Below are 11,219 nucleotides of genomic sequence, written 5' to 3'. Positions count from 1 at the left end.
ATTGGGTCGCAGAGCGACATTCGACTTCACAGCACGAACCGGTCATCGCCGTAAATCTGACCAGCTCGCCACAAATCGAACCAACAAGGCGGAGCAGCACAACGCCGAAGTTCGGCCGCCGATAAGCAGCATCCCAAGAAGCACCGAAGCGGCACACGCTCCCAAGCAGGCTCTTCCGATTCCAAGCCCGCTTCACTCAACCCGACATCACCGAAGACGGCACCAGCACGAACCCTTCCATCAGCCGTCGCGCGCTGCGGCTCATAACCGCCTTCGTGACCATCCACACCCCATCCCTCATCTCCGCTTCCGCGCCGACCTGAAGACTCCCCGACGGATGCCCAAAGCACACCGATCCCTTCGACTCCGCCACGAGCCGATTCACCACGGTGCCCGGAATGACCGCTGCGACAGCGATCGCCACCGCGCCGGTGCCGGTCATCGCGTGATGCAGCTTGCCCATCGAGAAGATGCGCGCATTGATGTCGAGCGTGCTTGCCTCGATTGCCTTCCCGCTCGACGCCACATAGCTCGCGGGCTTGGACACGAACGCCAGTTTCGGTGTGTGCGGGCGCAAGCGCGTCGCGTCTTCGGCGGTTGCGGCGAGCCCCATGCGCACGGACGCATGCGAACGGATCGCCTCGGCTTTCTGAAGCAAAGCGCTGTCGCCGTTCACGTCGCGCTGCAATTCGCTGCCGTGCAATCCGAGCGATGCCGCGTCGATGAAAATCGCCGGATTGCCCGCGTTGATCATCGTCATTTCGATGGGACCGACGCCGGGTACGTCGAGCACGTCGATGGCATTGCCGGTCGGGAACATCGCGCCGCCGGCATCGTCGCCATCGCCGCCCGGATCGAGAAACTCGATCCTGATTTCCGCAGCCGGGAACGTCACGCCGTCGAGCTCGAAATCGCCTTCCTCGACGACTTCGCCGCTTTTCATCGGCACATGCGCGATGATCTTCGCGCCGATATTCGCCTGCCAGATGCGCACGATGGCGACTCCGTCGCGCGGCGCATCGACGAGCCCTTGCGCGATGGCGAACGGGCCGACGGCCGCCGTGAGATTGCCGCAGTTGCCGGACCAGTCGACCACGGGCTTGTCGATGGCGACCTGCCCGAAGCGATAGTCCACATCGCAATCCTCACGCGACGAAGGCCCGACGATCACCACCTTGCTCGTGCTCGACGTCGCGCCGCCCATGCCGTCGATATGTTGGCCGTACGGATCGGGACTGCCGATCACGCGCATCAGAATGCGGTCGCGCACGGCGGGATCGGCGGGCAGCCAGTCGTCGCGAAAGAACACGCCTTTGCTGGTGCCGCCGCGCATATAGACGGCCTGAATTTTCGATTGACTCACACGACTCTCCAATGATGTCCCGATTCACTACGACGTCTTGCCGAGCGCCGTCCACAAGACGACTGTCGCCTTGCGGAACGCGGCGAGGTCGGGCGCGTTCCTTCCCGAGCGGCGCAGAAATACGATCAGCCCCTGCCAATGCGAATAAATCAGCGCGCCCCTGATGCGGCATTCGTCCGCAGCCAGATGCGGATTGATTTGCGCGACGAGTCCGCTGAATAGCGTCTGATATTTCGCGCTCACTTCTTCCATCACTTCGCGCACCGAAGGGTGATGTTCGGCCAGGCACCAGCATTCGAGCGCGAACGGACTGATGAGATTGCCTGGCTGAGTCAGCGTGTTGAAGGTCTCATCGAGCACGGCGTGAAGGCGCGATTCAGGCGTCAGACGGGCATCGTCTCCCAGCTCATGAAAGCGGCGCAGATAGCGTTGCGCCAGTTCCTCGATGGTCGCCTTGAGCAGTGAATCGCGGGTTCCGAAATAGTGCTGAAGCGTAGCGAGCCTGATGTTCGCCGCCGCCGCGACGCCTCGCTGCGTGAATCCGCCGTTTCCTTCGGCCGCAAACACGCTGATCGCGGCCTCGAGAATTTCCGGCACGCGCGTTTCGCGTCGCCCGCGTAGCGATGCCTTCTTCTCCGTGCCCGCCACGTCGGATAGTGCGATCGTCAGATTTTTCATGGCTCGGTCTCGTAACGTCGCCCGCTGTCTTACCGTGCACGCGACCTAGATAATTTAGTCATATGACCAATTCAATCGAATCTTATACCGCGTCGGCTCCATACGTGAAGGAACTCATGGTAAACGCCTAAAAGAAATGTCCTTGTTTATTGGTCAGCTGACCACTAGTATTTGGTCATGGGACCAATAAACAGCCGGTCCGGGAGTCGCGAAATGAACGATAGGTCGATGACGTTACGTGAGCTGGTCGAGAAATGGCTGGCGCCCTACCTTGCGGCTCCTGCGCGCGTCGCGCGGCTCGCGCGTGACGAAGCCGGTTCGCATCGCTGCGTGCGCGTGGAGGTCAGTCGCGCGTCGCGCAATCTGTCGATGCTTTTCTTTCGCCATGACGATGGCTCCTGGCAGGTCTATCCCCCGCAAAAGGCGCGTCCCTTCATCAACGCGTGGGGTGCTGCGGCGGCCCTTTGATCGTCGCTAGATTTTTCGTCTCAATGGATCGGAAAAACGTATTGGTCGCCTCATGCGTCGGCGCATAAGCTACCGGCAGACAAACGTATCCGGACAGACCGACCAGCGCGGCGCGCGCCAAGCGTCGCGCATGACCTTCAGCGAGCCAATCTGAACGCAGGGACCCCGAACTTTGTTTCGTGGCCCCGGGGCTTCGTCGTCTTCGCGATCCGCGCGAAGCCGGCAAGACCTCGTCTCGCGCCGCGCTGTCGAGCCCGTCCGACGTTTGCGCCATGCCGCCACGAAGAAGCGGTAAAGACAGTCGACAGTGCCCGATCACTCTCATTGGTGAGGAGACGATGCAAACCAATCCAGTCGCGCAAGGCGCCGAACGGTCCGACAGACACGCCGCCATCGAGCGGAAGATCTTCCTGAAGGTGACGCTGCGGATCATTCCGATCCTCATACTGTGTTTCTTCATCAACTATATCGATCGCGCCAATCTCGGCGTGCTGTTCTCGCCAATCTCCAAGGAACTCCATCTCACAGCATCCGCATTCGGTTTCGCGGCAGGCGTCTTCTTTCTCGGCTACCTCGTGTTCGAAGTGCCCTCGAACATGGCCATCGTGCGTTTCGGCGCACGGCGCTGGATCGCGCGGATCATGATCAGCTGGGGCATCGTGACATGCCTTCTCGCGGCAACGCACAGCGTTCCCATGCTCTACACGCTGCGCTTCTTGCTCGGTGTCGCGGAGGCGGGCTTCTTTCCCGGCGTGCTGTTCTATCTGACGTTCTGGTATCCGCGGCATCTGCTCGGTCAGGCGTATCTGACGCTCGAACTGAGCGTGCCGATATCGCTCGCGCTCGGCTCGGTCGTCACGGCCGCGCTGTTGTTGATGGACGGCGTAGCAGGCATCGCGGGATGGCGCTGGGCCTTTGCGCTCGAAGGCATTCCGGCCGTGCTGATGGGTATCCTCGTGCTGTTCATTCTTCCCGATGGCCCGAGGGAGGCGCGGTGGCTCACAGACGAAGAGCGCGACTATCTGCTTGCCAAGACCGCGTCGGGTCATGGGCATTCGAAGGCGAGTCTGGGCGAGCTCAAGGCCGTCGTATGCGATTCGCTGACCTGGCTCTATATCGGTCTCGAGTTCTGCATCATCATCGGCTTCTGGGCGGTCACCTACTTTCTGCCGAAGATCGTGCAGGAACGCTTTCACGTCGATGCCGTCGCAGCGGGCCTGATCTCTTCGATTCCGTGGCTGGCGGCGGTCTTCGGCATCGCGCTCGTCGCATGGACGTCGCGCAAGACCGGCGACCGGAAATGGCATCTGCTGATCGTCCTGCTGCTATCCGCGATCGGCCTGTGCATCACGGCGCGCGTCGAATCGCCCGTCATCGGCCTGATTGGCTTGTGCATCAGCGCAGCGGGCGTACAGGCTGCCGTGCCGCTCTTCTGGACCATCCCCGCAATGTCGTTCAGCGGCGCGCGGGCGGCGATCGCGATTGCCTTCATCAACTCGGTCGCGAGCACCGCGGGACTTGTCGGGCCGTGGATTCTCGGCATATCGCATGATCTGACGGGAACGAGCCGCACAGGACTCTACGTGATGTCCGGCTTCTTCCTCGTATCGGCGTTTCTCGCCTTTCATGTCAGCCAGTCGCGCTCGAAGGCGGATGCCGGCCGCAGCACGCTCGACGTGCCGGCGACGGGCAATGTCGGCCTGGAATGAAGGCTTCGAATCGAGGAGAACTACGCGTGCAAAACGATGCAGACGTGATGGCTCAGGATCGCGCCGAGCCAGCATTCCCCTTCGGGCGTCCGGACGCGCCGCTCAGTCCGCCGGCCGAATATGCGTGCCTGCGCGCGAATCAGCCGCTCAGCAAGGTCAGGCTGTGGGATGGCTCCATGGCCTGGATCGCGACGCGCTGGGAGGGCGTGCGCGCCATCCTCGGCAGTCCGTTCTTCAGCGTCGATCCGTTTCGGCCGGGCTATCCGTCCGTTTCACCCGCACGGGCCGTACAGGCGCGCTCGCGTCAGGCGTTCATCAACATGGACGACCCGGATCATGCGCGTTTTCGGCGGATGCTCACGAAAGACTTCATGCAGAAGCGCATGAGCGACTTGCGCCCGATGGTCCGGCAGTTCGTCGATGAACTCATCGACAGGATGATCGAGCACGGACCGCCGCTCGACTTCATCGCGCACTTTTCGCAGCCGCTGCCGTCGATGGTCATCTCCGCGCTGCTCGGCGTGCCCTACGAGGACCACGCGCGACTCGGCGAATGGAGCACGACGCGTAACGATCACACCGCTGCGCCCGAGATCGTGCAGGAAGCCGTGCGCAAGATGGAGGCGCATCTCGGCCGCATCGTCGCTCAAAAGGAAACCGATCCCGGCGATGGCCGCGACATGCTGAGCCGTCTCGTCATCGAACAGATTCATCCCGGACACGTGACGCGCGAGGAAGTCGTGCGGATCGCTTCGCTGCTGTACTCGGCGGGACATGGCACGACCGGCAGCCAGATCGGTCTCGGCACCCTGTCGCTGCTGATGAACCCCGATCAGCGCGCGGAACTCGACGCCGACCCTTCACTGCTCGCGGGCGCGGTCGAAGAGATGCTGCGCTTTCATACCATCGCGCATTTCAATTCGGCGCGCGTGGCGACGGCGGACGTGACGATCGGCGGACAGCTTATTCACGCCGGAGAAGGCGTCTATCCGCTGATCTTCGCGGCCAATCGCGATCCCGACGTGTTCCCGCAACCGGATACGTTCGACATCCATCGCAATCCGCAAGAGCATGTCGCGTTCGCCTACGGCGTTCATCAGTGCCTCGGGCAACCGCTCGCGCGTCTCGAACTCCATACCGTGTTCAGCATGCTCTTCAAGCGCCTGCCGGATTTGCGGCTCGCGGTGCCGGTCGAGTCGCTCGCGTTCAACAGCACATCGCAGGTTTATCGGCTGGAAGCGTTGCCCGTCACATGGTGAACGTGCCCGCCATGCCGTCTTTCTCCGGCAAGGTCGCGCTGATCACCGGTGGCGCGTCGGGCATCGGCCGGGCGACGTCGGCGTGGTTCGCGCGTGAGGGCGCGCGCGTCGTGATCGCGGACCGGAGCCGCGAGGAGGGCGAGGCGCTCGCATCACGTCTGCGTCGCGATCACGGCGATGCCCTGTTCATCGAGACCGATGTCACCCGCCGGGACTCCATCGAAGCGATGATCGCGCGCACGCTGCGCGAATACGGCCGCATCGATTGCGCCGTCAACAACGCAGGCTTGTCCGAGACGCCGATCGATCTGACCGACGCCACGCCCGAACACTGGACGCGTCTCATGTCGGTCAACCTGCGCGGCGTATTTCTGTCGATGCAGCACGAGATCCGGGCCATGCTGGAAAGCGGCGGTGCGATCGTCAACGTGTCGTCGCGCACCGGGCTGGTCGGCAAGCCTCGGCACGCGATCTACACGGCGGGCAAGCATGGTGTGCTCGGACTGACGCGTTCTGCTGCCGTCGATTACGCGCGGCACGGCATACGCATCAACGCCGTGTGTCCGGGGCTCGTGCGCACACCGTTCGTCGAACGGAAATTCGGCGTTGGTCTGCCCGCGCTGGCGGCGACGATGAATCCGCTGGGACGCATCGGCGAGCCCGAGGAGATCGCCGAATGCATCGCGTGGCTGTGTTCGGACGCGGCGAGCTTCGTCACAGGCATCGCCTTGCCCGTGGATGGCGGCGCGGCGGCATGAGCGCACCGCGCCGGCCGCTCATCGCTCACTGCGTTGGCGCGCGCATCGACCGGCACAGCTCGCCGAGACTCGCGGTGAGCCGTTCGACGGGCAAAGCATCGAGCGCCATCACCACGTCCGTCATCTCGCGCGCCGCGCGCTGAAGTGCTTCCGGGCCTTCGCCTGCCGCATCGAGCCCGGCCATCACGCCGAACTTGCCGCGGATCTGCGCATCGGAAAAGCGTGTCGCGTCGGTCCACGGGTCGCCCGTCGCATTATCGGCCGTGGCGCTGAAGACGGTGCCGCGCGCATGAATATCGACGCCGCCGGGCACGCCGCGCCATTGTCCGCCCGTCATCCATTCGGCAATGTTCGACGAGGACGGCTCGGCGGTCACCGTCACGCGTTCGCGGAACGCCGCGATGCGCGGGTCGTTCATGGTTGTCGCGTCGTACCAGCGCGGGCCCGGCGGAACGGCGTGGGCGAGGGCGGCGAGCGCGTGCGCATGGCTGAACTCGGCGCTCAGCAGATCGCGCGGCTGCTGTTCACGGAAGATGGGCGTGAGCGCGAACGGATTCGCTCGCACCACGACACGCGTGATGTCATCGGGCCGCAGCGCGTGCCGATCCAGCAGTTGCGCGAATGCGGTCAGCGGATGATGAATCCAGCGGCAGCAAGGCCAGGGCTTGTAGGTGGTATTCAGAATCTGCCAGTCTTGCCCGAGGCCGGCGAGCAGCGCGTGATCGTCGTGGCCGGGCGAGCCGTAGAACTTCCAGAAGGCATGCTCGCCGTCGAGTATGTCCTTGAAGCCGGTGCTGCCGAGCCGCGCGAGCAACGCCGACGATACGCCGATCTCCGCGCACCAGCCGGCATCGGCGTATTTGTACATCGGCTGCTCGACGGATTCCGCCCATTTGCGCAGCGTGGGTTGCGGCGAGTTGCTTGCGCCGATGCCGAACGCGTGATTGGCCTGCCCGCCATCGAGACGCGCGATGTTCACCGACGCGCCGATTGCCGCCCAGGCGATGGTCGCGGCCGGTCCGCCGAGTTCGTTCCAGCCGATCACCTTGCCGTTCTCGATCTGCATCGGCGCGCCCATCCAGCTTCCGATGCGTGCGCCGACATCGAAGCCCACCGCGATCGCGCCGAGTAGATCGCGGCCGTTGCGCCCATCGAGCTCGGCCAGCGCCAGCGCGGAAAACACCGTGGCATTGCCGAAGTGCGTCGATGTGGGAAAGGTGTCGTCGGCGTCGAGCACGTTGGCGAGCCGCGCGTTGGCATACGCGGCCGCCGTCGCGGAGCTGCGCCGCGACGCGCCGACGACGCTCGCATGCGGCGCGCCGCCGAGCATATCGACATAGTCGAGCGCGATTTTTCCGCTTGGCGTATCGACCGCGCCGAGCGCGCAGCCGATCGTGTCCAGCAGCAGGCGTTTCGTTTCATGCACGACGGGCGCGGGAAGATCGTCGAAGCGCGTCTCCACGGTGAAATCGGCCAATGTCTGCGTGAGCGAGGTCATGCGGCAAACTCCTGAATGGGCATTGAATGAGCGCGCGTCATAGCGCGTCGTGCAGTTGCGGTAGCGCTTCGAAGAGATCGCCGACGAGGCCGTAGTCCGCTACCTGGAAGATCGGCGCATCGGCATCCTTGTTGATGGCGACGATCACCTTCGAGTCTTTCATCCCTGCGAGATGCTGTATCGCGCCCGAGATGCCGACGGCCACATACAGTTGCGGCGCGACGATCTTGCCTGTCTGTCCGACCTGCAGATCGTTCGGCGCGAAGCCGGCATCGACGGCGGCACGCGACGCGCCCACCGCGGCGCCGAGCCTGTCGGCGAGCGGGTAGAGCAGCTCGAACTGCTCCGCGCTGCGCATGCCGCGCCCGCCGCTCACGACGATTTGCGCCGCGCCGAGGTCCGGACGGTCGGAGCGCGCCATCTTTTCGCCGACGAACATCGACGTGCCGCTATCCACCGCGCTCGCGACGGGCACGATGCCGGCGTTTCCACCGTCCGCATCGACAGGCGCGAACGCGGTCGCGCGCACGGTTGCGCACTTGATCGCCGCGCCCGAGCGCACCGTCGCGATCGCGTTGCCCGCATAAATGGGGCGCTTGAACGTGTCGGCGGAAACGACCGCGACGATATCGGAAACGGGGTCCGTGTCGAGCAGCGCGGCGATGCGCGGCAGCACGTTCTTACCGTGCGAACTCGAAGCACACAGGATGTGGCTAAAGTCCGCCGCCAGCGACACGACGAGCGGCGCGAGATTTTCGGGCAACGGGTGCGCATACTCGGCGTGATCGGCGACCAGCACCGTGTTCACGTGCGCAATGCGGCGCGCTTGTTCCGCCACGTCCTGTACATGCTGCCCGGCCACGAGCAGCGCGATATCGCCGCCGATCTCCCGGGCCGCCGCGACCGTGTTCAACGTGGCCGCGCCGAGCGCGCCGTTCGAATGTTCCGCGATGACGAGAATGGCCATCAGATCACCTTTGCTTCGTTCTTGAGCTTGTCGACGAGTTGCGCGACGGACGTCACTTTCACGCCGCCCTTGCGCTCGGCGGGCGGTTCGACACGCAGTGTTTCGAGGGAAGTCTCGACGGCCACGCCCAACGCGCTTGCCGCGAGCGATTCGAGCGGCTTCTTCTTCGCCTTCATGATGCTGGGCAGCGTCGTGTAGCGCGGCTCGTTCAGACGCAAATCGGCCGTGACGACGGCGGGCAGCCGCAGCGATACGGTCTGCAGGCCGCCGTCCACTTCGCGGGTTACGGCTACGCGTTGCGCCGCGACATCGACGTCGGCGCCGGAAGCGAACGTGCCTTGCGGCCAGTTCAACAGCGCGGCGAGCATCTGGCCGGTCTGGTTGTTGTCGCTGTCGATCGCCTGCTTGCCGAGCAGCACGAGTTGCGGCGCTTCCCGTTCGACGACGGCCTTCAACAGCTTGGCGACCGCGAGCGCGCCGGGCGTCGCGGACGTCTCGACCAGAATCGCGCGGTCCGCGCCAATCGCGAGCGCCGTGCGCAACTGCTCCTGCGCGGCGGCGGGCCCGACCGACACCGCGACGATTTCCGTCGCGATGCCTTTTTCCTTCAGACGCACGGCCTCCTCGACGGCGATTTCGCAGAACGGATTGATCGACATCTTCACGTTGTCGAGTTCGACGCCGCTGTGATCCGATTTGACGCGCACCTTCACGTTGTGATCGACGACGCGTTTGACCGTAACCAGTACCTTCATGCTGACGACCTCATTGCCTGACTCCTGTTTGAAAAATCGCCGCTAGTGCGTGAGCTGCGGGCTATTGACTTCCACGTAGCCTTCGTCGCGCGTTTCGGCGTTGAAGCGTTCGAGTTCGGCATGCGCGGCCGCTTCGCCCTGCAACAGCGAACGGCTCGCGAACAGCAGCGCGCCGATCGACACCGGCAGCACGCCGATGGCGAGAAGGATCGCGAGCCGCAGATCGCCGGATGCATCGCTGACGATGCCGACGAAGTACGGCCCGAGCCCCAGGCCGAAGATGTTCGGCCCGAGCGAAAACGCGGCGAACGCCGTGCCGCGCAGACGCGGAATGACGAGGTCCTGCGTGGTGGCTTGAAGCGGGCCGAACCACATCGGCACGAAGAACGTCGCGACCGCATACGCGCAATAGAACATCGTGACGTCTTGCGTGAGGTACTGCACGACGCTTGCCGCGCTGAAGGCCGTGGCGGTCACGCAGACGAAATAGAGACGGCCGAAGGCGTGCTTGCGCTTGGCCCAGTCGCACAGGTAGCCGCTCACGCTGATGCCCGCGCCGCCCGCAATGATCGCGATGATGCCGAGATGCAGACCGGCGCTCGCGGTCAGGCCGAGCGTGCGGCTCGCGTAGACGAACACGAAGGCGTTGACGGCATTCATCGCGAAGGCGAGGAATGCGCCCGCGACGGTGACGGCCGCGAAGGTCCGCGATCCGGTGATGAGGCGGTGCGCGTAGGCATCGCCGAGCCGCGTCGCCTGATACCAGTTGGAGCACACGTAGAACGCGACCGCGATGGCGATCCACTGCACGAGGTTGCTCGTGATGTCGACGCCGCCGACCGTCGCGATCACCGCCTTGCGCCCCGCCGAGAGCACCTGGTTCGTGCCCCACGTGGCCACGATCACGAGCGCGACGGACACGAGCAGATAGACGAAGTTGCGCGCGTACTCGCGGCGCGGCGCGCCGAGCGCCTGCAGCCGCAGCCAGCTCCACGGCGGCACCATCGAGCCGAGATCGCGCAACGCGCTCGCGAACGGATGCGGGTCCTTTTTCGCGGGCACGGTGTCGAGCCGGCCGCGCACCGGCTCGCGCACCGTGAGGATCACGATCAGCGCGAACAGCATGCCCGGCACGCCGACGCCGATGAACGACGCCTGCCAGCCCGTCAGTCCGAGCGGTGCGTTGCCGTTCGCGAAGGCGCGCTCCCACGCCGACACGATCGAGCCGCCGATTGCAAGCGATGCGCCCGCGCCGACATACACGCCGACGGAATAGAGCGCGAGCACCGTGCCGCGCCGCGCGCGCTCGAAGTAGTCGCCGAGCAGCGAGACGGCGGCGGGCGTCGCGCTCGCCTCGCCGATTCCGACGCCGATGCGCGCCGTACCCAGTTGCACGAAGTTGCGCGACAGGCCGGAGAGCGCCGTCATCAGCGACCAGAACGAGAGCCCGAGCGCGAGCGTGCGCACGCGGCTCCATCCATCGGCGAGACGCGCGAGCGGAATACCGAACACGCAGTAGAACAGCGCGAAGGACGTGCCGTAGAGCAGGCCGAGCTGCGCGTCGGACACGCCCAGATCCTTCTTCAGATACGGCGCGAGGATGGTCACGATTTGCCGGTCGACGTAACTGAAGGCGTAGATCAGCGTCAGGATGAACAGCACATACCAGCGATACCAGGGACGTTCATGGGTGGTCATGGTGAACCTTCGGAAGGCGGCGCCGCGAAAACCGAACAAATGCGGCGCGGAAGCGAATCGACGGCC

Annotated in this window: 10 protein-coding genes; 4 read left to right on the top strand and 6 right to left on the bottom strand. The window is 64.6% G+C overall.

The annotated features are described in order from the left end of the window. Positions 1–196: 196 nt before the first annotated feature. Together prpF and LY284_RS26890 are read right to left on the bottom strand one after the other, a co-directional pair. Positions 197–1,363 carry a 2-methylaconitate cis-trans isomerase PrpF gene (gene prpF, locus LY284_RS26895; RefSeq protein WP_233389141.1) on the bottom strand — a complete coding sequence of 389 codons (1,167 nt, stop codon included), beginning with the start codon at positions 1,361–1,363 and terminating at the stop codon, positions 197–199. A 27-nt stretch (positions 1,364–1,390) separates the two neighbouring features. Beyond that, positions 1,391–2,041 carry a TetR/AcrR family transcriptional regulator gene (locus tag LY284_RS26890; RefSeq protein ID WP_045459541.1) on the bottom strand — a complete coding sequence of 217 codons (651 nt, stop codon included), beginning with the start codon at positions 2,039–2,041 and terminating at the stop codon, positions 1,391–1,393. Positions 2,042–2,269: 228 nt separating this feature from the next. Here LY284_RS26890 and LY284_RS26885 point away from each other — a divergent pair, with 228 nt between their 5' ends. From LY284_RS26885 to LY284_RS26870, 4 genes are all read left to right on the top strand, one after another. Beyond that, positions 2,270–2,509: a hypothetical protein gene (locus LY284_RS26885; protein ID WP_233389140.1), complete on the top strand. Its 240-nt coding sequence runs from the start codon at positions 2,270–2,272 to the stop codon at positions 2,507–2,509. Between the two features lie 338 nt (positions 2,510–2,847). Continuing rightward, entirely contained in the window at positions 2,848–4,218 is a 1,371-nt protein-coding gene (locus LY284_RS26880; RefSeq protein WP_233389138.1) for an MFS transporter, read from the top strand. Positions 4,219–4,265: 47 nt separating this feature from the next. Then, entirely contained in the window at positions 4,266–5,477 is a 1,212-nt protein-coding gene (locus LY284_RS26875) for a cytochrome P450 (protein WP_233390988.1), read from the top strand. Between the two features lie 11 nt (positions 5,478–5,488). After that, a complete protein-coding gene (locus LY284_RS26870) occupies positions 5,489–6,235 on the top strand; it encodes a glucose 1-dehydrogenase (protein ID WP_233389135.1) in 747 nt (248 codons plus the stop codon). A 25-nt stretch (positions 6,236–6,260) separates the two neighbouring features. Here the strand turns inward: LY284_RS26870 and LY284_RS26865 are convergent, their stop codons facing one another. The 4 genes from LY284_RS26865 to LY284_RS26850 are packed head-to-tail and all read right to left on the bottom strand — an operon-like array spanning position 6,261 to position 11,153. Then, entirely contained in the window at positions 6,261–7,733 is a 1,473-nt protein-coding gene (locus tag LY284_RS26865) for an MmgE/PrpD family protein (RefSeq protein WP_233389133.1), read from the bottom strand. Positions 7,734–7,770: 37 nt separating this feature from the next. Further along, positions 7,771–8,700: an electron transfer flavoprotein subunit alpha/FixB family protein gene (locus tag LY284_RS26860; RefSeq protein WP_233389131.1), complete on the bottom strand. Its 930-nt coding sequence runs from the start codon at positions 8,698–8,700 to the stop codon at positions 7,771–7,773. Then, entirely contained in the window at positions 8,700–9,455 is a 756-nt protein-coding gene (locus tag LY284_RS26855; protein ID WP_233389130.1) for an electron transfer flavoprotein subunit beta/FixA family protein, read from the bottom strand. The genes LY284_RS26860 and LY284_RS26855 overlap by 1 nt, the downstream gene beginning before the upstream one ends. Before the next feature lie 42 nt (positions 9,456–9,497). Continuing rightward, on the bottom strand, positions 9,498–11,153 hold the full coding sequence (locus tag LY284_RS26850) for an MFS transporter (RefSeq protein WP_233389128.1): 1,656 nt from the start codon (positions 11,151–11,153) through the stop codon (positions 9,498–9,500). Positions 11,154–11,219: the final 66 nt, after the last annotated feature.

The organism is Caballeronia sp. PC1 (genome assembly GCF_021353155.1).
Taxonomy (GTDB): domain Bacteria; phylum Pseudomonadota; class Gammaproteobacteria; order Burkholderiales; family Burkholderiaceae; genus Caballeronia; species Caballeronia cordobensis.
The sequence above is the reverse complement of the archived record's forward strand: the minus strand, read 5'-3'. Positions and strand labels throughout refer to the sequence as shown.